Here is a 21,326-nt window from a genome sequence, read left to right on the forward strand (position 1 = left end):
TCTCCTTACTTACGGCCTTTACGCTGCTGCTTTTTAGGTTGAGCAGCCGGTTCCGGTTGTTCAACAGCAGCCATACCACCCAGGATCTCGCCTTTGAAGATCCATACCTTAACGCCGATTACACCATAAGTGGTGTGCGCTTCAGAGGTGTTGTAGTCAATATCTGCACGCAGTGTGTGCAACGGTACGCGACCTTCACGGTACCATTCGGTACGTGCGATCTCGGCACCGCCCAAACGGCCGCTGACTTCGACTTTAATACCCTTCGCGCCCAGACGCATTGCGTTCTGTACAGCACGCTTCATAGCACGACGGAACATCACACGACGCTCCAGCTGTGAAGTGATGCTATCAGCAACCAATTTAGCGTCCAGTTCCGGCTTACGGACTTCGGCGATGTTGATCTGTGCAGGAACGCCAGCGATTTTCGCGACGACCGTACGCAGTTTTTCTACGTCTTCACCTTTTTTACCGATAACGATACCCGGGCGAGCAGTGTGAATAGTCACACGGATGCTCTTAGCCGGACGCTCGATAACGATACGAGATACAGACGCTTTAGACAGTTCCTTGGTCAGGAACTGACGGACTTTAAAATCGCTGTCCAGGTTGTCAGCGAATTCTTTGGTGTTCGCAAACCAGGTAGAGTTCCATGGTTTTACAATACCCAGGCGAATACCATTAGGATGTACTTTCTGACCCATTGCTAGTCTCCAGAGTCTCAGCGATCGGACACAACCACAGTAATGTGGCTGGTGCGCTTCAGGATGCGATCTGCACGACCTTTCGCACGCGGCATAATGCGCTTCATGCTTGGGCCTTCGTCTACGAAGATTTTCGCGACTTTCAGATCGTCGATATCAGCGCCATCGTTGTGTTCGGCGTTCGCAATGGCAGATTCCAGGACTTTCTTAACCAACACAGCAGCTTTCTTGTTGGTGTAGGTCAGAATATCCAGAGCCTGCGACACTTTCTTACCGCGAATCAGGTCTGCCACCAGGCGAACCTTCTGAGCAGAAGAACGAGCATGGCGATGTTGAGCAATAGTTTCCATCTCTTCCTCCTACTTATTTCTTCTTGGCTTTCTTATCTGCAGCATGGCCGCGATAAGTACGTGTCGGTGCAAATTCACCCAGTTTGTGGCCGACCATTTCGTCGGAAACAAAGACAGGAACGTGCTGACGACCATTATGGACAGCGATGGTCAAACCGATCATGTTAGGGAAGATCGTTGAACGACGGGACCAAGTGCGCAGGGGCTTCTTGTCACCGCTTTCCACCGCTTTCTCTACCTTCTTCAGCAAGTGCAGGTCAATAAAAGGACCTTTCTTGAGAGAACGTGGCATGGCTTATCCTCTAAAATTATTTGCTACGGCGACGTACGATAAATTTATCAGTACGCTTGTTGCTACGGGTCTTCTTACCTTTGGTCTGAACGCCCCACGGAGTTACCGGGTGCTTACCAAAGTTACGACCTTCACCACCACCGTGCGGGTGATCGACTGGGTTCATCGCAGTACCGCGAACGGTAGGACGAACACCACGCCAACGGGTTGCACCAGCTTTACCCAGTACGCGCAGCATGTGCTCAGAGTTGCCGACTTCGCCAAGAGTTGCACGACATTCGGATTCAACTTTGCGCATTTCGCCTGAACGCAGACGCAGGGTAACGTAGGAACCTTCACGCGCAACGATCTGCACGTAAGTACCAGCTGAGCGAGCAATCTGACCGCCTTTGCCTGGTTTCATTTCTACGTTATGAACGGTAGAACCCACCGGGATGTTACGCATCGGCAGGGTGTTACCTGCTTTAATCGCAGCATCAACGCCAGATTGAATCTGATCGCCGGCTTTCAGGCCTTTAGGGGCCAGGATGTAACGGCGCTCGCCATCTTTGTACAGAACCAGTGCGATGTTCGCAGAACGGTTCGGATCGTACTCAAGACGCTCAACAACTGCTGGGATACCATCTTTGTTGCGTTTGAAGTCAACAATACGGTAAGCCTGCTTGTGACCACCACCGATATGACGGGTAGTGATACGACCATTGTTGTTACGACCACCGGATTTGCTGTTTTTTTCTACCAGCGGAGCAAATGGTTTGCCCTTGTGCAGCTCTGGGTTCACCACTTTAACTACGTGGCGACGACCCGGAGATGTCGGTTTACATTTAACAACTGCCATTGTCTTTCTCCTCCGACTTACTCAGCGCCGCCGACGAAGTCCAGATTCTGGCCTTCCTTCAGGGTGACGTAAGCTTTTTTCCAGTCGCTACGACGACCGATACGCTGTCCGTGACGCTTAACTTTCCCTTTAACTACCAAGGTGTTTACGTCTTTAACTTCCACTTCGAACAGCTTCTCAACAGCAGCAACGATCTCTGCTTTGGTCGCGTCTTTAGCAACTTTGAGAACGATGGTATTGGTTTTTTCCATCGCAGTAGATGCTTTTTCTGATACGTGCGGTGCACGCACTACTTTCAGCAGACGTTCTTCACGGATCATGCCAGCATCTCCTCAACTTGCTTAACTGCTTCCGCAGTCATAACGACTTTGTCGAAGGCGATCAGGCTAACTGGGTCGATGCCCGCTGCATCACGCACGTCAACCTTGTACAGGTTACGCGCAGCCAGGAACAGATTCTCATCCAGTTCACCGGTGATGATCAGCACATCTTGCAGCGCCATGTCTTTCAGTTTCTGTACCAGCAGCTTAGTTTTAGGCGCTTCTACAGAGAACGTCTCGACAACGATCAGACGGTCCTGACGTACCAGCTCGGACAGAATGCTTTTCAGCGCGCCGCGGTACATCTTTTTGTTAACTTTTTGACTGTGGTCCTGTGGACGTGCAGCGAAGGTTACGCCACCTGAACGCCAGATCGGGCTCTTTACAGAACCTGAACGCGCACGGCCGGTACCTTTCTGGCGCCAAGGCTTTTTGCCTGAACCAGTAACTTCAGCACGAGTCTTCTGCGCACGAGTACCCTGACGAGCACCAGCAGCATAAGCAACAACAACCTGGTGAACCAGCGCTTCGTTGAAATCACGACCGAAGGTAGTTTCGGAAACAGTCAGCGCGCTCTGCGCGTCTTTCAGTACTAATTCCATTGCTATCCCCTTACGCCTTCACAGCTGGTTTAACAATCAGATCGCACCCAGTTGCACCCGGGACGCCACCTTTGACCAGCAGCAGGTTGCGCTCAGCGTCAACACGTACTACTTCCAGGCTCTGAACGGTTACGCGCTCATTACCCAGCTGACCAGCCATTTTCTTGCCTTTGAACACTTTGCCCGGAGTCTGGTTCTGACCGATAGAACCCGGAACGCGGTGTGACAAGGAGTTACCGTGTGTAGCATCCTGGGTACGGAAGTTCCAGCGCTTAACGGTACCTGCGAAACCTTTACCTTTAGAGGTACCGGTAACGTCTACTTTTTTAACGTCAGCGAAAATTTCAACACTGATGCTCTGGCCAACAGAGAAATCTTCACCTTCGGTGCGGAATTCCCACAGACCACGGCCAGCGTCAACGCCAGCTTTAGCAAAATGACCTGCTTCAGGCTTGCTCACACGGCTTGCTTTTTTAGCACCGGTGGTAACCTGAATAGCTTGGTAACCATCGTTGTCCAGGCCTTTGACCTGAGTAACGCGGTTTGCTTCAACTTCGATAACGGTTACTGGGATTGAAACGCCATCTTCAGTGAAGATGCGGGTCATACCCACTTTTTTACCGACTAAACCAATCATTGTATCAACCTCTCAATCGCTCGATGACCTGATTAACCCAGGCTGATCTGCACGTCAACACCGGCAGCCAGGTCCAGACGCATCAGAGCATCAACGGTTTTTTCAGTTGGCTCAACGATGTCTACCAGACGCTTGTGAGTGCGGATTTCGTACTGATCACGCGCGTCTTTGTTAACGTGCGGAGAGATCAGAACGGTAAAACGCTCTTTGCGGGTTGGCAGCGGGATCGGACCACGTACCTGCGCACCAGTGCGCTTGGCAGTCTCAACGATTTCCGCGGTTGATTGATCGATCAGGCGATGATCAAACGCTTTAAGACGGATACGGATTCTTTGGTTCGACATGAGACCAAGGCTCCAAACATTTTATAAACGAAAAGAATTACTACCCGCATCCATTACGATTGATGGAGGAGTGTAATCGTTCAGCATATAACTCCCCAATTGGGAGTATTGTTAGGCGATACATAAACAGCTATCCCCTGCGATTCTGCTCGAATCGCGCCACACCAATATCGGCAGGCCCGCGCATTATACGTAAATCAGTTCAGGAAGCAACCCGTGTTGTGTTTTTAACCACATCAATCTGGTTACAGACCGAAAAAAAACCGCAGCAATCGTTTTGACTGAGCGGGCTTGCGTGACGATGGGCATATGGCTAATGTTCGTTCTGATCTTTTAATTGAGACTGAAGATAATTTTGCAGGCCGAGTTTGTTCACCAGATCGAGTTCCGTTTCCAGCCAGTCTATGTGCCCTTCCTCTTCCGTAAGAATCTCAATCATCATGTCTCTGCTGACGTAGTCATGAACCTTGTCGGCATAGGCTATCGCCTCACGCAAATCCTTTGCGCCTTCCAGTTCTAATGCCAGGTCAGATTGCAGCATTTCCGGTACGTCTTCACCGATGCGTAATCGACCTAGATCTTGCAGGTTAGGAATTCCTTCAAGAAAAAGAATGCGTTCGATGTATTTGTCCGCATGTTTCATTTCATCGATTGACTCATGATACTCAACGTCATTGAGCCGGGTCAGACCCCAATTTTTGAACATACGCGCATGAAGGAAGTACTGATTAATCGCAACCAGTTCATTCCCCAGCAATTTGTTGAGATGAAATATGATTTTACTGTCGCCCTTCATTTTTGCTTCCTCCGCTTCCAACTAAATAGAGCGTAGATGCGGATGAAAGGAAGTCAAAAAAACGCGACAGTTATTGTGGGTATTAGGAAGTGCAGAATTACTTCATTAAGCTATCTCTTTGTAGAGCGGCACGTTTTGCAGTTCATCTTCCATAATTTCACGCGCAAACCGCACGCACTTGCCACATTGCTTTCCAATGGGAACCAACTGGCGCAATTGTTGAATCGATTTGGGTTGATAGCGGCGAACCACTTCGCGCAGAGTTTTATCACTCACGGCATTACACAAGCAGACGTACATTTACTGCGGACTCCCGTACAATTTATGATCAAATTGTAAATGAGAATGGTTTTTATTTCAAACGCAGCTTTTATGTGGGATTAATCGAAACGGCAAAATTCAGACATAAAAAAAGAGCACCGAAGTGCTCTTTTTCATGCTGCGATGACTGCCGAAACAGCCATCGACATTAACGCAATTAAGCGATAATTTCAGCAACAACACCCGCACCAACAGTACGGCCGCCTTCACGGATTGCAAAACGCAGACCCTGATCCATAGCGATTGGCTTGATCAAAGTAACGGTCATTTTTACGTTGTCGCCTGGCATTACCATCTCAACGCCTTCTGGCAGTTGAACGTCACCGGTCACGTCAGTAGTACGGAAGTAGAACTGAGGACGGTAGCCTTTGAAGAACGGAGTATGACGGCCGCCTTCATCTTTAGACAGAACGTAAACTTCTGAAGTGAACTGGGTATGTGGCTTGATTGAACCCGGCTTAGCCAGAACCTGGCCACGCTCGATGTCTTCACGCTTGATACCACGCAGCAGAACACCACAGTTCTCGCCTGCCTGACCCTGGTCCAGCAGTTTGCGGAACATTTCAACGCCAGTACAGGTTGATTTCACAGTGTCTTTAAGGCCAACAACTTCAACTTCGTCGCCCACTTTAACGATACCGCGCTCAACACGACCGGTAACAACGGTACCACGGCCAGAGATTGAGAATACGTCTTCGATTGGCAGCAGGAACGGCTTGTCGATTGCACGAACTGGCTCTGGGATGTAAGTATCCAGGTGCTCAGCCAGCTCAATGATCTTAGCTTCCCACTCAGCGTCGCCTTCCAGCGCTTTCAGAGCAGAACCACGTACGATTGGAGTGTCGTCGCCTGGGAAGTCATAAGCTGACAGCAGGTCACGTACTTCCATCTCTACCAGTTCCAGCAGCTCTTCATCATCAACCATGTCGCACTTGTTCAGGAACACGATGATGTAAGGAACGCCAACCTGACGACCCAGCAGGATGTGCTCACGGGTCTGTGGCATTGGGCCATCAGTCGCAGCAACAACCAGGATCGCGCCGTCCATCTGGGCAGCACCGGTGATCATGTTTTTCACATAGTCGGCGTGGCCTGGGCAGTCAACGTGCGCATAGTGGCGAGACGGGGTTTCATATTCAACGTGAGAAGTGTTGATGGTGATACCACGTGCTTTCTCTTCTGGCGCTTTATCGATCTCATCGAATTTGCTTGCCTTACCGCCGTAGGTTTTAGCCAGTACGGTAGTAATTGCTGCAGTCAGGGTGGTTTTACCGTGGTCGACGTGACCGATGGTGCCCACGTTTACGTGCAGTTTGTTACGCTGAAATTGCTCTTTCGCCATGGCGATAATTCCTTACGTTGTGCCTTCATGAGTCATGAAGGCATCAGTTCACAATTTTTAAACCGTAGCTTATTTGCTACGAGCTTCAATAACGGCCTGAGCGACGTTGTTCGGCGCATCATCGTACTTCAGGAACTCCATGGAGTAAGAAGCACGGCCTTTGGTCAGAGAACGCAGCTGGGTTGCATATCCGAACATTTCAGACAGCGGAACTTCAGCATGGATCTGAACGCCAGTAGCGTTAGATTCCTGTCCTTTGAGCATACCACGACGACGGCTAAGGTCACCGATAACGTCACCGGTGTTCTCTTCCGGAGTCTCTACTTCAACCTTCATGATTGGCTCAAGCAGAACAGGTTGTGCTTTCTTAAAGCCATCTTTAAAGGCTAAAGAAGCAGCCAGTTTAAACGCCAGCTCAGAGGAGTCGACATCATGGTATGAACCGAAGTGCAGACGAACACCCAGATCAACTACCGGATAACCAGCCAGTGGACCTGATTTCAGCTGCTCCTGGAGACCTTTATCAACCGCAGGGATGTATTCAGTTGGAATCACACCGCCCTTGATATCGTTGACAAATTCGTAACCTTTCGGATTAACGCCCGGCTCCAGTGGGTACATGTCGATAACAACATGACCATACTGACCACGACCACCAGACTGCTTGGCGTGTTTACCTTCGATATCGGTAACTTTCGCGCGAATCGCTTCACGGTAAGCAACCTGAGGTTTACCGACGTTCGCTTCAACGTTGAATTCACGCTTCATGCGGTCAACGATGATGTCGAGGTGCAGCTCACCCATACCTGCGATGATGGTCTGGTTGGTTTCTTCATCAGTCCATACGCGGAATGATGGATCTTCTTTCGCCAGACGACCCAGAGCCAGACCCATTTTTTCCTGGTCAGCTTTGGTTTTCGGCTCAACGGCGATAGAGATTACCGGCTCAGGGAATTCCATACGCTCAAGAATGATGACGTTGTCTGGGTCACACAGGGTGTCACCAGTGGTTACGTCTTTCAGACCGATCGCAGCGGCGATATCGCCCGCACGAACTTCCTTGATCTCTTCGCGTTTGTTCGCGTGCATCTGAACGATACGGCCCAGACGCTCACGGTTTGACTTAACCGGGTTGAACACGGTGTCACCGGTGTTAACAACACCAGAGTAAACGCGGAAGAAGGTCAGGTTACCAACAAACGGGTCGGTAGCGATTTTGAACGCCAGTGCAGCAAACGGCTCTTTGTCATCGGAATGACGCTCAGCCGGCGTGTCTTTACCGTCGTCCAGCATACCGTTAATCGCGGTAACGTCAGTCGGTGCTGGCAGGTATTCAACTACCGCATCCAGCATCGCCTGAACACCTTTGTTCTTAAATGCAGAACCACAGGTCACCAGGATGATTTCGTTTTTCAGAACGCGCTTACGCAGAGAAGTTTTAATCTCTTCTTCGGTCAGTTCTTCACCGCCGAAGAATTTCTCCATCAGCTCATCAGAACCTTCAGCAGCGGCTTCAACCAGCTTCGCACGCCACTCTTCAGCGAGTTCCTGCATATCAGCTGGAATATCTTCGTAAACGAAGGTAACGCCCTGATCGGCATCGTTCCAGTTGATCGCTTTCATTTTCACCAGGTCAACAACACCGGTGAAACCTTCTTCTGCGCCGATAGCCAGCTGAAGTGGAACTGGGTTTGCACCCAAGCGCACTTTCATCTGGTCAACAACTTTCAGGAAGTTAGCACCCATGCGGTCCATTTTGTTAACGAACGCGATGCGTGGAACTTTATATTTGTTAGCCTGACGCCATACGGTTTCAGACTGTGGCTGAACACCACCAACTGCACAGTAAACCATTACTGCGCCATCAAGCACACGCATAGAACGCTCAACTTCGATGGTGAAGTCAACGTGTCCCGGGGTGTCGATGATGTTTACGTGGTGTGGTTCAAACTGCTTAGCCATACCAGACCAGAAACAGGTAGTCGCAGCAGACGTGATGGTAATACCACGTTCCTGCTCCTGCTCCATCCAGTCCATGGTTGCTGCGCCGTCATGAACTTCACCGATTTTGTGGTTTACACCGGTGTAGAACAGAACACGTTCGGTAGTTGTAGTCTTACCGGCGTCGATGTGCGCACTGATACCAATGTTACGGTAGCGCTCAATGGGTGTTTTACGAGCCATTTGATTCCTCTGATTCTTAGACGTTCTAAGTTAAAAAAGCCCAGCAGGTGAGTCACTGGGACGCCCGCTGGGTTTATAACAACTACGTTGCTGTTACCAGCGGTAGTGTGCGAACGCCTTGTTGGCTTCAGCCATGCGGTGAACGTCTTCACGTTTCTTAACTGCAGTACCTTTGTTCTCTGCAGCATCAGAAAGTTCGTTCGCCAGGCGGAGAGCCATAGATTTATCACCGCGTTTACGAGCAGCTTCTACGATCCAACGCATTGCCAGGGCATTACGACGAACCGGACGGACTTCAACTGGAACCTGGTAGGTAGAACCACCAACGCGACGTGACTTAACTTCGACAGTCGGACGTACGTTTTCGAGAGCAACCTCGAACGCTTCCAGGCCATCTTTACCAGCGCGTTGAGCCAGGGTATCAAGCGCGGTATAGACGATAGATTCAGCAGTAGATTTTTTACCATCTACCATCAGGATATTTACAAATTTAGCCAGCAGCTCTGATCCGAACTTAGGATCCGGTAGAATTTTACGCTGACCAATGACGCGACGACGTGGCATGGAAATACTCCGTTGTTAATTCAGGATTGTCCAAAACTCTACGAGTTTAGTTTGACATTTAAGTTAAAACGTTTGGCCTTACTTAACGGAGAACCATTAAGCCTTTGGCTTCTTCACGCCGTACTTGGAGCGTGACTGCTTACGGTCTTTAACACCTGAGCAGTCCAGCGCGCCACGAACGGTGTGGTAACGCACACCTGGCAAGTCTTTAACACGACCGCCACGGATCAGGATCACTGAGTGTTCCTGCAGGTTATGACCTTCACCGCCGATGTAGGAGGTAACTTCAAAACCGTTGGTCAAACGCACACGGCAAACTTTACGCAGTGCTGAGTTTGGTTTTTTAGGGGTAGTGGTGTACACACGAGTACATACACCACGTTTCTGCGGGCAAGCTTCCAGCGCAGGCACGTTGCTCTTTGCAACTTTGCGTACGCGTGGTTTGCGAACCAGCTGGTTAACTGTTGCCATTAAATAGCTCCTGGGATTTAGCTTTTTGCTTCGTAAACACGTAATAAATCGCCTCGTATTACTACGAGGAGGCAGAATTTTAGGGCTGTGTCAAAAGGGTGTCAAGAAATAACCAGGTTTTCGCTCTTACCAGGCCACTTGTTGTGGATGCTTCGCTGTCATCGCAACGAAACCAGTATAGTCCAAACGTGCTACATTGGTCGAAATTTGCTCATCTAGGCCGCGCGCCCCCACATCTTCTTCTAATACCCACAGCGTAGCCGGCGATGCGCTGAGCTTGATTAACATTTGGCTGCCAGCCAAAGCGGCGGTGACGCCATCCTGCAATAAAAGCAGATCGTCGCCTTCCTGCAATAAAAGCAGCAGGCTATCGAGGTCGCATTGCCAGGGAGATTGCAACAGCGTGTAGAGCATGATCAGTTCTCAGAATCGAATAACACGATGATAGGAAGCCAGCTTTTCGCGTAGCGATGCGACATCCATCACTTCAGCGTTTAACACACGTTCGGCCGTCAAACTTTGCCCGCGCGCCAGCAGCGAATCGGCGCAGACAAAACACTGGTCAATATCGTACAACTCCAGCACGCCAAAAGTCGCGATGTAGTTACGCGCCAGAATTTGCTCAGGTTGCTGGTCGCGATTGAGCTGCAGCACGCCATCCCCGATAAAGAACAGACCGATATCTTCGCTTAGCGCGCCCGTCGCCAGCACAGCGTCCAGCCCTTCCCTGCCCGCGCTGCTGCCATGCGGTGCCTGAGTAAAAAGAAAAGCCACGCGGTTCATCAGAATTGCACCAGACGATCGCAGCTGAGCGCGGCTTCTGCCAATGCGCCCAAACCGCTGAGTTCAAAACCCGGCTGCAAGTTACTGCCCGCCAGTTGCAAGCGCGCGGCTTCCTGCGCGTCGGTTACGCCACGACGTAATGCTGCGGCCACGCAGATATTGAGCGCGGCGCCACTTTCAGCGCGCAACTGCTGCCATTCACGCACCATATCCACCTCATCGCTGGCCGGCGCGCTCAGTTGGTTGGCGTTCAACACGCCTTCACGATAGAAGAACACGCTCTCCAGCTGATGCCCGGCCTTAATGAGTGCGCGCGCAAACAGCAGCGCGCTGCTGGCGTGTTGCGTGCCGTATGCTGGTCCGGTGACCAGCAAGGTGTAGCGCATTAACGATCCTGCCCCTGAAAATCACCGCTTTTAAACTGACGAATGTAGAGGTAAACCGTGTGCTTGGAGATATTGAGGCGATCGGCCACCTGGTTAATCGCATCTTTAATGTCGAAGATACCCTTCTCATACATATTGAGCACGATCTGGCGATTCTTAGCATTATTAGAGACGTTACGGTCAGCGCTCACTTCTTCAATCGCGAACTCAAGCGTCTGCATCACCAGATCTTCCACCGAGCTGGCAAAGTTGACGTTGGAATCCACCTGCTGCATCTCCGGCGGCATAAAGGTCGACATAATCTGCGAGAACGGAACGTCGAGGTTCATGTTGATGCACAGCAAGCCAATAACGCGCTGCTGGCGATTACGAATCGCGATCGTGACCGATTTCATCAGCACACCGCTTTTCGCGCGCGTGAAGTAGGCTCTGGAGACATTGCTGTCGGCGCCGTGCATATCGTGCAGCATACGCAGCGCCAAATCGGTAATCGGCGAACCCACTTTACGCCCGGTATGTTCACCGTTGGCGATACGCACCGCAGAACACTTCAAATCTTCCAGCGAGTGCAGCACGATTTCGCAGTGCGAGCCAATCAGCATCGCCAGGCCATCGACAACGGCTTCGTAGGATTTGAGGATATCGTAATCTGCTTGCTCGAACGGACGTTGCTCCAGTAAATCGAAGTCAGTCAGTTCACCGGGATTGAATGGATTAGACATCGAAGACATTACCCTAAATGGCTGGAGCCTGTCTCGACAGCATTGGGGCAGACTCATATTGTGATAATTGTGCAGGCGCTAGTCTGGCAAATGTGCTGGTCTTTAGCCAGACCTTTACTCTCTTCTCCGCAATAAAAACGCCGCCCGAGGGCGGCGTGATGCAGAAAGTTAAGATTACTGGGCTTTCTGATCGGCAGCGACTGGAGCCTGCGCTTTTTCGTCCGCTTTCGGCGCGGGTTTGATGTCGAGCAGTTCAACATCGAACACCAGCGTAGAGTTGGCCGGAATACCCGGAACGCCATTTTTGCCGTAAGCCAGGTTCGGTGGGATCACCAGCTTGATTTTACCGCCTTTCTTCACGTGCTTCAGACCTTCGGTCCAGCCCGGAATCACACCGTCCAGACGGAACGACAGCGGCTCACCGCGGGTATAAGAGTTATCGAACTCAGTACCGTCGATCAGCGTCCCTTTGTAGTTCACAACCACAGTGTCGCTGTCTTTCGGCGCGCTACCGGTACCCTCTTTCTCTACCTGATACAGCAGGCCAGATTCGGTTTTCTTCACGCCTTTTTCTTTAGCGAATTTGTCAGCGTAAGCGGAACCCTTATCAGAGTTCTCTTTCGCGTCTTTTTCCATCTTCGCCTGAGCAGCACCTTTTACGCGGCCTTCAAAGGCCTGCAGGGTTTGCTCGATCTCTTGATCAGAGAGTTTGCTCTTGCCGCCAAAGGCGTCCTGAACACCCGCGATCAACTGATCTTTATCAAGTTTGATGCCCAGCTTCTCTTGTTCCTTCAGAGAGTTGTCCATGTAGCGACCCAGCGACGCGCCAAGTGCATAAGCTGATTGCTGGTCTTCGTTTTTGAAGGCTGCATTTTTCGGTGCTTGCGGCGCAGCCTGAGCGGCGTCTACTGGAGCAGCGGCGGTTTCTGCTGCCATTGCCAGCGGTGCATTCAGCGCGAAGGCCATGGTGGTAGCTAACAATGTGACTTTAAACAGTGAATTCATCCTTTCTCCAAAACCGAAGCCTCTAACCTCGGGAATCATTGCGGACTGAGGCCCACACTATAACTTTACGTGGCAGCGGCGAACACTCCCACAATGTAATTACCCGTCCAACCTCCGACCTTTTTTGCTTCAGGAAGTTTCATCAGAGATATAGGCGTTATGCGGCGTTTCAATGCAGCATGGCGCGGAAAGGTAAAATATCAGGTGATTCTGAAGCGAAAGGCCGTAGAATCACGCCCGAAACAGACTAACGTGCAGCACCGCAAGATGAGGAAAGATCATGCAACCAACAGAATGGGAACAACGCCTTGAGGCGCTGGAGAGCAAGCTGGCTTTTCAGGAATACACCATCGATCAGCTCAATCAAACGGTGGTTCAGCATGAGCTGGAGATGATCAGACTGCGTGAGCAGGTCCGTCTGTTAATCGATAAAGTGAAAGATAGCGCGCCGTCGATGATCGCATCACAAGCAGAAGAGACGCCGCCGCCGCATTACTAATGTCCAGAATGGCTGCGCCACATCGATGCCGCGTTGCTGCGTCACCGTGAGATGCTCACATACTACAGTATGCTGCGCTCTCCCGATTCCTGGCGCCTTGCCTCAATGTTGCTCGCACATTCTTAGATGCTGTACATAAGAAAGGCCACCCGAAGGTGGCCTCGCCAGCATCACACTAATTAGTGGCTGCAGCCGCAACCGCCAGTGCCACAACCGCCCTGGCCGTGATCGTGACCATGGTCGTGGTCATGATCGTGGTGATGACCATCCGCGCCATGCACGTGGCCGTGCGCCAGCTCTTCTTCGGTCGCTGCGCGAATCGCCACAACTTCCACGTTGAAGTTCAGGTTCTGACCCGCCAGCATGTGGTTACCATCAACCACTACGTGCTCATCTTCAACTTCGGTGATTTCAACCGGAACTGGACCCTGATCGGTTTCTGCCAGGAAGCGCATGCCAACCTGCAGTTCGTCAACGCCCATAAACACGTCTTTTGGTACGCGCTGTACGAGGTTGTCATCGTATTGACCGTAAGCGTCGTTCGCCGGGATATGCACGTCAAACTTATCGCCTACATCATGATTTTCCAGCGCTTTTTCCAGACCAGAAATCAGGGAACCATGACCGTGCAGATAGTCCAACGGTGCACTCACCGGTGACTCGTCAACCAACACACCGTCTTCGGTACGAACCTGATACGCCAGGCTCACCACCAGGTCTTTTGCTACTTTCATGATATCTCCTAACCGTTGAGAACTAAGATCCCGTCCCATTGGTCAATTTTGCGTGCAATAACCAACCAGAAAGGTTCAAGACTGAGGATGCCAACAAATGTGTTATTGCATACTGCTCAGCGTTAATGGCGCCGATTGTAACGGAATTCAATCCCGCTGTAAGTTCAAGCTTAAAAAAAGCTGAGCCATTGCGCTACTCAGGATGAAAAATGCCGATCACTTGCTCATTGCTGCGAACCTGATCGCGCACCTGCTTATCCGCTTCCCGCATTTGATGACCGCACTCGACGCACTCCACCACATCAACATTGTTCTCACGCCACAATGCCAACGTGTCTTTTTCCTGGCAGTGCGGGCAAACCGCACCGGCAATAAATTGTTTACGCATACTGTTTCCTGCCGTCGTTAGTGAACGGATTAAGTAAGTATAGTTCTACTCGTCATCCCAGCCGTCAAACTGACGTTTCTCGTGCTGCATTTCGCGCTGGAAGATATCCTCCAGCTCGCGCCGCGCCTCGCGCACACGCGAAACTTGCGCGCTGTCATCGTGGCTGGGCACCAGCTCACGCAGCATACGCATATCCAGACGCCGGAAATGTTGCTGCGCGCGCTGCGCCTGATGCGGATGCATGCCCAGCGAGATCAGCGTTTTACGACCTAGCTCCAGCGCACTGGAGAACGTCTCACGCGAGAACAGCGTAACACCCGCCTGCAACAGTTCGTGCGCCTCAACACGTCCACGCGCACGCGCCAGGATTTCCAGCTGCGGGAAATGCTGCTGACACAGTTGCACGATGGTCATCGAATCTTCCGGATCGTTACAGGTAATGACGATGGATTGCGCATTCTCCGCGCCCGCCGCACGCAGCAGCTCCAGCTCGGTGGCGTCGCCATAGTAAACCTTATAGCCATATTTACGCATCAGGCTCACCGCGGAGATATCACGCTCCAGCACGGTAATGCGCTTGTTGTTCGCCATCAGCAAACGGCCAACAACCTGACCAAAACGACCAAAGCCCACCACAATGACCTGCGGCCGATCGTCCTCAACAAAGTGCTTCTCGGCATTTTCATCGGGCTCATTAAAGCGGTGCGCCAGTAAACGATCGATGCCGTTCATCAGCAGCGGCGTGGTCATCATGGATAACGTCACCGTCACCAGCAGCAGCGGCATTTGGTCGCCGCTGAACATTTTGGCCGACGACGCCGCCGAGAACAGCACAAAGGCAAACTCGCCGCCCTGGCTTAACACACCGGCAAACTGCTGGCGCTCCGAACTACGCAGGCCATAAATGCGCCCCAGCACATACAGCACCAACGTTTTCACCGTCACCAGAATCAGCACGCCCAACAAAATTTCAGTGATGTGGGTATAAAGCACGCCGAGATTCAGCGCCATGCCAACCGAAATAAAGAACAAGCCCAGCAACAAACCTTTGAACGGTTCAATGGCCACTTCCAGCTCGTGGCGATACTCGCTTTCCGCCAACAGAATACCCGCGATGAAAGTACCGAGCGCCATCGACAGGCCGAGCGCATCCATAAACAGTGCCGAACCCAGCACCAGCAGCAGTGAGGCGGCAGTAAACACTTCGCGCACGCCGGATGCGGCAATGAAGCGCAGAATCGGGCGCAGCAGATAACGACCACCAATCAGCATCCCGCCGAACGCCAGCACTTTCATCCCAACTTTCAACCAGTCAACATGACCGCTGTCGCCGCCCGCCAGCAGCGGCACCAGCGCCAACGCGGGAATCACCGCTAGATCCTGGAACAGCAACACTGAGAATCCGAGCTGTCCCGATTCACTGCGGTTCATGCCTTTATCGCGCATCAGCTGCAGCGCCATCGCCGTGGATGACATTGCCAGACCAATGCCGCCAATCACCGCCGCCTGCCAGCTAAAATCGGTCAGCCACAGCAATCCGCCGAGAATGGCGGCGGAAATCAGCACCTGAGCCGCACCAACGCCAAATATCGAACGGCGCAGCGCCCACAGTTTCGAGGGGTTCAGTTCAAGCCCGATGATGAACATCAGGAACACCACGCCGAGTTCCGAGAAGTGCAAAATCTCCTCGACGTCGCTGATGAACCCCAAACCCCACGGACCAATCGCGATACCGGCCAGCAGATAGCCCAGCACCGCGCCAATGCCGAGACGTGCCGCAATCGGCACAATCAGCACCGCCGCGACCAGATAAATCACGCCCGCCGTCAGTAACGTTTCGCCTTCCATCACACTCCTCCCTGCGGCAGCGGTGAAGCCAGCCAGTCGCCGTATGCGCGCGCAAAATTACGCATCACGTCCGGCGTTTGTCGACGCGCCCAATAAATCACCATCGGCGTCATCCAGTGCATGCGACACATCTGCGCCGTCAGCTCAAACGGACGCATAATGTCACTCATCGGATAGCGATTCAGGCCGCTAGGGTGATACGCCGCTTCCGGTTCGCCGGTGGTGACCACGCTGCGCCAGTATTTGCCTTCCAGCGCATTACCATCCGGTCCGCTGGCAAAGCCGCGCGACAGCACACGATCCAGCCACTCCTTCAGGAGCGCCGGGCAGCTGTAGGTATAAAGTGGATGTTGGAATACAACGATTTGATGGTCGCGCAGCAGCTGCTGCTCATAGTGAATATCAATAAAAAAATCCGGATAGTGGGCGTATAAATCGTGCACCGTGACGTGGTCCAGTTCCATAGCCGACTGCAGCAAAACCCGATTAGCAATCGAATCCTGTGATTCCGGATGGGCGTAAAGCAGCAATATTTTGGGTGGCTGCGACATCGTTCCCCTCCAAAGCGTCGTCACGGCACAGGAATTCCGCTACCATGCTCGACGCAACAAATTTTCTCGAATTATGTTGCCGGTAAATTAACATATTCTGACGATACGGCGCTTATGATTGTCTTTTCAGCACTACAAATTCGCCGCGGCACCAATGTGCTGCTGGATAACGCAACAGCCACCATTAACCCAGGCCAGAAAGTTGGCTTAGTGGGCAAAAATGGCTGCGGCAAATCGACGCTGCTGTCATTGCTGAAGGGCGAAATCAGCAGCGATGCAGGTAACGCTACGTTCCCGAGCAACTGGGCGCTGGCGTGGGTCAATCAGGAAACCCCGGCGCTGAGCAAACCCGCGCTGGAGTATGTTATCGACGGCGACCGTGAATATCGTCAGCTTGAATCCGAATTGGCCGACGCCAACGCGCGCAACGATGGTAACGCCATCGCCCTGCTGCACGGCAAGCTGGATGCGATTCAGGCGTGGAGCATACCTGCTCGCGCCTCAAGTTTGTTGCACGGTTTGGGCTTTAGCCAGGAACAATTAATGCGTCCGGTGAGCGATTTCTCCGGTGGCTGGCGCATGCGCCTTAACCTCGCGCAGGCGCTGGTGTGCCGTTCCGATCTGCTGCTGCTGGATGAACCGACTAACCACCTCGATCTGGATGCGGTGATCTGGCTTGAACGCTGGCTGAAAAGCTACGAAGGCACGCTGGTGCTGATTTCGCACGACCGCGACTTCCTCGATCCGGTGGTCGATAAGATCATCCATATCGAACAGCAGACGATGTTTGAATACACCGGTAACTACAGCTCGTTCGAACGTCAGCGCGGCGCCAAGCTGGCGCAGCAGCAAGCGCTGTTCCAGAGCCAGCAGGAAAAAGTGGCGCACCTGCAGAAGTATATCGATCGCTTCCGCGCGCAGGCGACCAAAGCCAAGCAGGCGCAGAGCCGCATCAAAATGCTGGAGCGCATGGAATTGATTGCGCCAGCACACGTCGATAACCCATTCAGCTTCAGTTTCCGCGCGCCAGAAAGCTTGCCGAATCCGTTGCTGAAGATGGAGCGTGTTACCGCCGGTTATGGCGAACGCATCATTCTCGACGCCATCAAACTCAACCTTGTGCCGGGTTCACGTATTGGCCTGCTGGGCCGTAACGGCGCGGGTAAATCGACGCTGATTAAGCTGCTAGCCGGTGAGCTCGACGCGCTGGATGGCAAAGTTGGCCTGGCGAAAGGCATTAAGCTCGGTTACTTCGCCCAGCATCAGCTGGAATATCTGCGCGCCGATGAATCACCCTTGCAGCATTTATCACGCATCGCGCCGAAAGTGCTGGAGCAGCAACTGCGCGACTACCTAGGCGGCTTCGGCTTCCAGGGCGATAAAGTCAGCGAAATCACCGAACGTTTCTCCGGCGGCGAAAAAGCGCGTCTGGTGCTGGCATTAATTGTCTGGCAGCGCCCGAACCTGCTGCTGCTTGATGAACCAACTAACCACCTCGATCTTGATATGCGTCAGGCGCTGACCGAAGCGCTGATTGATTTCGAAGGCGCGCTGGTGGTGGTCTCGCACGATCGCCATCTGCTGCGCGCCACCACCGACGATCTCTATCTGGTGCACGACGGCAAGGTCGACGTGTTTGAGGGTGATCTGGAAGATTATCAGCAGTGGCTGAGCGATTTGCAGAAGCAGCAAGCGCAACAGGATGCCGCACCGAAGCAGGACAACGGCAACAGCGCGCAATCGCGCAAAGACCAGAAACGCCGCGACGCCGAACTGCGCGCACAAACGCAGCCGCTGCGTAAAGAGATCGAGAAGCTTGAGAAGCAGATGGCGAAGTGGCAGAGCCAGCTCAGCGATGCGGAAGCCCAGTTAGCCGACAGCGCGATTTACGATCAGAGCCGCAAAGCCGATTTGAATGTGGCGCTGCAGCGTCAGGCCGAGAGTAAGGCGGCGCTGGAAGAGGTCGAAATGGCGTGGCTGGATGCGCAGGAACAGCTGGAGCAGATGCTGGCGGGTTGAGTGTGCGCGCTGTCCCCCTCCTCGGTCCTCCCCCATTTATGGAAGTGTGCACGCTGTCCCCCATCCCGGCCTTCCCCCGCAAGCGGGGGAAGGAGACGCTGCCACATGCAGCTTCATCACTTACATGTGGCAGCATCTTCCTCCCCTATTTATGGGGGAGGACCGAGGAGGGGGAATGCGAGCACTATTCCAAATTAAAACGGCTTATCCCCTAACACCGTCGCGCGATGCATCACCCGCCGCGCCGGATAATAATCCGCATTAGCATAGTGTTGGGTCACGCGGTTGTCCCAAATCGCCACATCATTCTCTTGCCAGCGCCAGCGCACCTGGAATTCCGGTTTGGCGCTATGCCAAAACAGGAAGTTAAGCAGCGCATCGCTCTCTTTTTCGCTCAAGCCCAGCAAACGCGTGGTAAAACCTTCGTTGACAAACAGCGCCTTGCGTCCGCTCACCGGGTGGGTACGAATCACCGGATGCTGCACCGGCGGGTTCTTTGCCACCGCTTGCTGCCAGCGCTGATGCTCTTCCTCGGTTTTGCGGTATTTGTACTCCTGAAACGACTTCTTAAAGTCGTGCTCCGCCTGCAGTCCATTCAACAGCGTCTTAAACGGTTCAGACAGCGCTTCATAGGCCGCAATCCCGGTTGACCACAAGGTATCGCCGCCGCTTTCCGGCAGCAGCTTCGAAGCCAGGATTGCAATTGCCGGCGGGGTTTGAATAAAGGTCACATCGGTGTGCCAGTTGTCGTTATCCGGCGGATTATCCTGATGCGTATCCAGCACGATGATCTCTTCCACGCCTTCCGCATGCGGATAGACCGGATGGATATGCAGATCGCCAAAGCGAATCGCCAGCGCGCGCTGCTGTTCCGGGGTAATCACCTGATTACGCAGGAACAGCACCTGATGGCGCAGCAAGCCATGATAGAGCTGTTCAAACTGGGCATCGCTCAGCGGACGGCTGAGATCGACATCACTGACCTGCGCCCCAATATTCGGGCCCAACGCGGTAAAATTAAGACGTTCGTTCATTGCTGTTCTCCATTCCAGGGCGTCAGTCGGCGCTGCAAGGCGCGCAGACCCAGTTCTAAGCCAAAGGCAATCAGGGCAATCACGGCGATACCGGCCAGCACCACGTCGGTGGCGAGGAACTCACCGGCCGACTGCACCATAAAGCCGAGTCCCCGCGTAGCGGCAATCAGTTCCGCCGCCACCAGCGTTGACCAACCTACGCCGAGACCAATGCGCAAACCGGTGAGGATTTCCGGCAGCGCGCCAGGCAGAATCACATAGCGCAGCAGTTGCCAGCGCGATGCGCCCAGCGCCTGTGCCGCGCGAATCCGTACCTGCTGGGCATTCTTCACACCCGCCAGCGTCGACAAGGTCACCGGCGCGAAAATCGCCAGATAAATCAGTAAAATCTTCGAGGTTTCGCCGATGCCAAACCAGATCACCATCAGCGGCAAATAAGCCAGCGGCGGTACCGGGCGATAGAGTTCGATCAGCGGATCAAGCAAGCCGCGAATCGCCGGGCTCAGGCCCATGGCGATGCCGACCGGAATCCCAATCAGCGCGGCAAAGAACAGCGCCACCAGCATACGCGCCAGGCTGGCACCCAGATGCTGCCATAATGTGGCGTCCATAAAACCTTGCGGGCTGGCAATCAATATCAGCTTCTGCAGCACCACTTGCGGCGGCGGTAAGAACAGCGGTGCCACTAAGCCGAGCGCGGTAATAGCCCACCACAACAGCAGTAACAAGCCCACGCTGAGCAGGCTGAGTGAGAACTGGCGCGAGAACGGCCAGCGCAGTCCACGACGACGCATTTGGGTCTTCCCATCAATCACCGCACTCATATAAACGCCTCACGCTGGGAAAACACCTGATTCAGTACATATTCACGACGTTCGATAAACGCCGGATCGGATTTGATGCTGCGGCACGGTTCCCCGGCGGCGAAGCGTTGGCCGAAGTCGAGTTTCAAACGCTCCACTACGCGGCCCGGTCCCGGCGACAGCAGCACCAGTTCGCTGGCGAGGAACACCGCTTCTTCGATGTCGTGGGTGATCAGCAGAATCTGCTTGCCGGTATCACGCCACAGCGTTAGCAGCAGGGTTTGCATCTGTTCACGGGTAAAGGCGTCCAGCGCGCCAAACGGCTCATCTAACAGCAGCAACTGAGGATCGGCCGCCAGCGCACGCGCAATGCCCACGCGCTGGCGTTGACCCCCAGAGAGCTGCCAGATATAACGCTGCTCTGCACCTTCCAGTCCTACTTTGCGGATCAAACGGCGTGCAATGCTATGGCGCTCCGCCTTCGCCATGCCCGCCAGTTGCAAACCGAACGAAACGTTATCGATCACGTTGCGCCACGGCAGCAATCCTTCATTTTGAAACACTACGCCGCGCTCAGCGCCCGGCCCTTTTACCGCTTTGCCATCCAGCGTAATGCTGCCAGATTCCAGCGGCAGAAAGCCGGCGATGAGGTTCAGCAGCGTGGTTTTGCCACAGCCGGAGGGACCTAACACCACCAGCAGCTCTCGGCTGCCCAGCTGCAGGTTGATGTCCTGCAGCGCGGGTTGTCCGGCGTAACGCGCATTGAGATGGGTGATGTTAAGCATACGG

Annotated in this window: 28 protein-coding genes; 2 read left to right on the forward strand and 26 right to left on the reverse strand. The window is 53.2% G+C overall.

Annotation, left to right across the window (positions count from 1 at the left end; translation table 11 throughout):
- Nucleotides 1–5 precede the first annotated feature (5 nt).
- The 19 genes from rpsC to fkpA form a co-directional block, all read right to left on the reverse strand.
- Nucleotides 6–704 carry a 30S ribosomal protein S3 gene (gene rpsC, locus DEU53_RS14995; protein WP_007891660.1) on the reverse strand — a complete coding sequence of 233 codons (699 nt, stop codon included), beginning with the start codon at nucleotides 702–704 and terminating at the stop codon, nucleotides 6–8.
- Nucleotides 705–721: 17 nt separating this feature from the next.
- A complete protein-coding gene (rplV, locus tag DEU53_RS15000; RefSeq protein ID WP_007891659.1) occupies nucleotides 722–1,054 on the reverse strand; it encodes a 50S ribosomal protein L22 in 333 nt (110 codons plus the stop codon).
- A gap of 13 nt (nucleotides 1,055–1,067) precedes the next feature.
- Nucleotides 1,068–1,346 (reverse strand): 30S ribosomal protein S19, encoded by a 279-nt coding sequence (gene rpsS / locus DEU53_RS15005; RefSeq protein ID WP_001138115.1) that lies wholly within the window; start codon nucleotides 1,344–1,346, stop codon nucleotides 1,068–1,070.
- Nucleotides 1,347–1,362: 16 nt separating this feature from the next.
- Complete coding sequence (rplB, locus tag DEU53_RS15010; RefSeq protein ID WP_007891654.1) at nucleotides 1,363–2,184, reverse strand: 50S ribosomal protein L2; 822 nt, start codon at nucleotides 2,182–2,184, stop codon at nucleotides 1,363–1,365.
- Between the two features lie 17 nt (nucleotides 2,185–2,201).
- Nucleotides 2,202–2,504 (reverse strand): 50S ribosomal protein L23, encoded by a 303-nt coding sequence (gene rplW, locus DEU53_RS15015; protein WP_007891652.1) that lies wholly within the window; start codon nucleotides 2,502–2,504, stop codon nucleotides 2,202–2,204.
- Entirely contained in the window at nucleotides 2,501–3,106 is a 606-nt protein-coding gene (gene rplD, locus DEU53_RS15020; protein WP_007891650.1) for a 50S ribosomal protein L4, read from the reverse strand. Before rplD ends, rplW begins: the two co-directional genes overlap by 4 nt.
- A 10-nt stretch (nucleotides 3,107–3,116) precedes the next feature.
- The gene (gene rplC, locus DEU53_RS15025; protein WP_008104741.1) at nucleotides 3,117–3,743 is read right to left on the reverse strand and encodes a 50S ribosomal protein L3; all 627 of its coding nucleotides are present in this window, start codon (nucleotides 3,741–3,743) and stop codon (nucleotides 3,117–3,119) included.
- A 32-nt stretch (nucleotides 3,744–3,775) separates the two neighbouring features.
- Complete coding sequence (gene rpsJ, locus DEU53_RS15030) at nucleotides 3,776–4,087, reverse strand: 30S ribosomal protein S10 (protein ID WP_006120582.1); 312 nt, start codon at nucleotides 4,085–4,087, stop codon at nucleotides 3,776–3,778.
- 313 nt (nucleotides 4,088–4,400) lie between these two features.
- Entirely contained in the window at nucleotides 4,401–4,883 is a 483-nt protein-coding gene (gene bfr, locus DEU53_RS15035; RefSeq protein WP_101762566.1) for a bacterioferritin, read from the reverse strand.
- Between the two features lie 105 nt (nucleotides 4,884–4,988).
- Complete coding sequence (gene bfd / locus DEU53_RS15040; RefSeq protein WP_008104746.1) at nucleotides 4,989–5,183, reverse strand: bacterioferritin-associated ferredoxin; 195 nt, start codon at nucleotides 5,181–5,183, stop codon at nucleotides 4,989–4,991.
- 178 nt (nucleotides 5,184–5,361) lie between these two features.
- On the reverse strand, nucleotides 5,362–6,546 hold the full coding sequence (gene tuf / locus DEU53_RS15045; RefSeq protein WP_110867595.1) for an elongation factor Tu: 1,185 nt from the start codon (nucleotides 6,544–6,546) through the stop codon (nucleotides 5,362–5,364).
- 69 nt (nucleotides 6,547–6,615) lie between these two features.
- A complete protein-coding gene (fusA, locus tag DEU53_RS15050) occupies nucleotides 6,616–8,730 on the reverse strand; it encodes an elongation factor G (RefSeq protein WP_101762633.1) in 2,115 nt (704 codons plus the stop codon).
- Nucleotides 8,731–8,823: 93 nt separating this feature from the next.
- A complete protein-coding gene (gene rpsG, locus DEU53_RS15055; RefSeq protein WP_007886246.1) occupies nucleotides 8,824–9,294 on the reverse strand; it encodes a 30S ribosomal protein S7 in 471 nt (156 codons plus the stop codon).
- A gap of 96 nt (nucleotides 9,295–9,390) precedes the next feature.
- The gene (rpsL, locus tag DEU53_RS15060; protein WP_006120575.1) at nucleotides 9,391–9,765 is read right to left on the reverse strand and encodes a 30S ribosomal protein S12; all 375 of its coding nucleotides are present in this window, start codon (nucleotides 9,763–9,765) and stop codon (nucleotides 9,391–9,393) included.
- Between the two features lie 126 nt (nucleotides 9,766–9,891).
- Nucleotides 9,892–10,179 (reverse strand): sulfurtransferase complex subunit TusB, encoded by a 288-nt coding sequence (tusB, locus tag DEU53_RS15065; RefSeq protein WP_110867596.1) that lies wholly within the window; start codon nucleotides 10,177–10,179, stop codon nucleotides 9,892–9,894.
- Between the two features lie 9 nt (nucleotides 10,180–10,188).
- A complete protein-coding gene (gene tusC / locus DEU53_RS15070; RefSeq protein WP_110867597.1) occupies nucleotides 10,189–10,548 on the reverse strand; it encodes a sulfurtransferase complex subunit TusC in 360 nt (119 codons plus the stop codon).
- The gene (gene tusD, locus DEU53_RS15075) at nucleotides 10,548–10,934 is read right to left on the reverse strand and encodes a sulfurtransferase complex subunit TusD (RefSeq protein ID WP_110867598.1); all 387 of its coding nucleotides are present in this window, start codon (nucleotides 10,932–10,934) and stop codon (nucleotides 10,548–10,550) included. Before tusD ends, tusC begins: the two co-directional genes overlap by 1 nt.
- A complete protein-coding gene (locus DEU53_RS15080; RefSeq protein ID WP_007886240.1) occupies nucleotides 10,934–11,656 on the reverse strand; it encodes a transcriptional regulator in 723 nt (240 codons plus the stop codon). The genes tusD and DEU53_RS15080 overlap by 1 nt, the downstream gene beginning before the upstream one ends.
- A 174-nt stretch (nucleotides 11,657–11,830) precedes the next feature.
- The gene (gene fkpA / locus DEU53_RS15085) at nucleotides 11,831–12,661 is read right to left on the reverse strand and encodes an FKBP-type peptidyl-prolyl cis-trans isomerase (RefSeq protein ID WP_110867599.1); all 831 of its coding nucleotides are present in this window, start codon (nucleotides 12,659–12,661) and stop codon (nucleotides 11,831–11,833) included.
- 280 nt (nucleotides 12,662–12,941) lie between these two features.
- Between fkpA and DEU53_RS15090 the strand changes: the two genes are divergently transcribed.
- Nucleotides 12,942–13,160: a protein SlyX gene (locus tag DEU53_RS15090; RefSeq protein ID WP_101762638.1), complete on the forward strand. Its 219-nt coding sequence runs from the start codon at nucleotides 12,942–12,944 to the stop codon at nucleotides 13,158–13,160.
- A gap of 179 nt (nucleotides 13,161–13,339) precedes the next feature.
- Here the strand turns inward: DEU53_RS15090 and slyD are convergent, their stop codons facing one another.
- The 4 genes from slyD to kefG form a co-directional block, all read right to left on the reverse strand.
- Nucleotides 13,340–13,894 carry a peptidylprolyl isomerase gene (gene slyD, locus DEU53_RS15095; protein ID WP_049851962.1) on the reverse strand — a complete coding sequence of 185 codons (555 nt, stop codon included), beginning with the start codon at nucleotides 13,892–13,894 and terminating at the stop codon, nucleotides 13,340–13,342.
- Between the two features lie 193 nt (nucleotides 13,895–14,087).
- A complete protein-coding gene (locus tag DEU53_RS15100; protein ID WP_007892203.1) occupies nucleotides 14,088–14,282 on the reverse strand; it encodes a YheV family putative zinc ribbon protein in 195 nt (64 codons plus the stop codon).
- Between the two features lie 45 nt (nucleotides 14,283–14,327).
- Nucleotides 14,328–16,130 carry a glutathione-regulated potassium-efflux system protein KefB gene (gene kefB, locus DEU53_RS15105; RefSeq protein WP_110867600.1) on the reverse strand — a complete coding sequence of 601 codons (1,803 nt, stop codon included), beginning with the start codon at nucleotides 16,128–16,130 and terminating at the stop codon, nucleotides 14,328–14,330.
- Nucleotides 16,130–16,681 (reverse strand): glutathione-regulated potassium-efflux system ancillary protein KefG, encoded by a 552-nt coding sequence (gene kefG, locus DEU53_RS15110; RefSeq protein WP_101762639.1) that lies wholly within the window; start codon nucleotides 16,679–16,681, stop codon nucleotides 16,130–16,132. The genes kefB and kefG overlap by 1 nt, the downstream gene beginning before the upstream one ends.
- Before the next feature lie 114 nt (nucleotides 16,682–16,795).
- On the opposite strand from kefG, the gene DEU53_RS15115 reads away from it, so the two are divergent.
- Nucleotides 16,796–18,700 carry an ABC transporter ATP-binding protein gene (locus DEU53_RS15115; protein WP_110867601.1) on the forward strand — a complete coding sequence of 635 codons (1,905 nt, stop codon included), beginning with the start codon at nucleotides 16,796–16,798 and terminating at the stop codon, nucleotides 18,698–18,700.
- Between the two features lie 194 nt (nucleotides 18,701–18,894).
- On the opposite strand, the gene tauD is transcribed toward DEU53_RS15115, so the two are convergent.
- From tauD to tauB, 3 genes are read right to left on the reverse strand one after another with little or no spacing between them, the layout of a single operon-like run.
- Nucleotides 18,895–19,734, reverse strand: a complete 840-nt coding sequence (tauD, locus tag DEU53_RS15125) for a taurine dioxygenase (RefSeq protein WP_110867602.1) — start codon at nucleotides 19,732–19,734, stop codon at nucleotides 18,895–18,897.
- Nucleotides 19,731–20,558: a taurine ABC transporter permease TauC gene (gene tauC, locus DEU53_RS15130; protein WP_101762642.1), complete on the reverse strand. Its 828-nt coding sequence runs from the start codon at nucleotides 20,556–20,558 to the stop codon at nucleotides 19,731–19,733. Before tauC ends, tauD begins: the two co-directional genes overlap by 4 nt.
- A complete protein-coding gene (gene tauB, locus DEU53_RS15135) occupies nucleotides 20,555–21,322 on the reverse strand; it encodes a taurine ABC transporter ATP-binding subunit (protein ID WP_110867603.1) in 768 nt (255 codons plus the stop codon). The genes tauC and tauB overlap by 4 nt, the downstream gene beginning before the upstream one ends.
- Between the last annotated feature and the right edge of the window lie 4 nt (nucleotides 21,323–21,326).

Origin of the sequence: Pantoea sp. AG1095 (genome assembly GCF_003208415.1) — a bacterium.
Taxonomy (GTDB): Bacteria; Pseudomonadota; Gammaproteobacteria; order Enterobacterales; family Enterobacteriaceae; genus Pantoea; species Pantoea leporis.